Source organism: Faecalibacterium sp. DFI.5.82 (assembly GCF_029076575.1).
Classification (GTDB): Bacteria; Bacillota; Clostridia; order Oscillospirales; family Ruminococcaceae; genus Faecalibacterium; species Faecalibacterium duncaniae.
In genome coordinates this window covers 1-435 of sequence record NZ_JARFIS010000090.1, presented here as the reverse complement: position 1 = coordinate 435, position 435 = coordinate 1, and the positions used below count along the sequence as shown (strand labels likewise).

Here is a 435-nt window from a genome sequence, read left to right as displayed (position 1 = left end):
GTGCAGCGTGCTGACGGCGGTGCCCGGAGATGATCTCGTAGCCACCTTCCGGGCGTGGACGTGAAATCAGCGGAGAAAGCACGCCGTACTGTTCTACGCTTTCCACCGTGCGCTGCATGGACTCATCATCCAAAACCTTAAAGGGGTGGTTCTTGAAAGGGAACAGTTCTCCGATGGTAATCTGCTGAACCTGTTCCCTCTGCTGCTCCTGTCGGGATTCTTCCGTGGAGAAGATGTCATCTGCCCCTTTCAGCGACACTTTTAAGCTGTTTTTCGGCATTCGCCATCACCTCCTCGGTCAGAGATTTATAGGCATCTGCCACCTTGCCTTTGGGGTCGTGCAGGAAAATGCTTTTGCCCACGGCACTGATTTCCGCAGCACGGACAGACCGGGGAATGGTCTGGTCAAACACCTTGATCTTGCTGCCGTAAGCA

At 54.5% G+C, this 435-nt stretch carries 1 protein-coding gene and 1 pseudogene; both read right to left on the bottom strand.

Translation table 11 applies throughout. The features are described 5' to 3' along the window. Positions 1–280 (bottom strand): ParB N-terminal domain-containing protein (locus P0G09_RS15710; protein WP_275253120.1); only part of this gene is annotated, 280 nt, incomplete at its 3' end. Further along, positions 237–435 (bottom strand): annotated as a pseudogene (locus P0G09_RS15705) (ParA family protein); the annotation flags it as partial. The gene P0G09_RS15710 and the pseudogene P0G09_RS15705, both read right to left, overlap by 44 nt.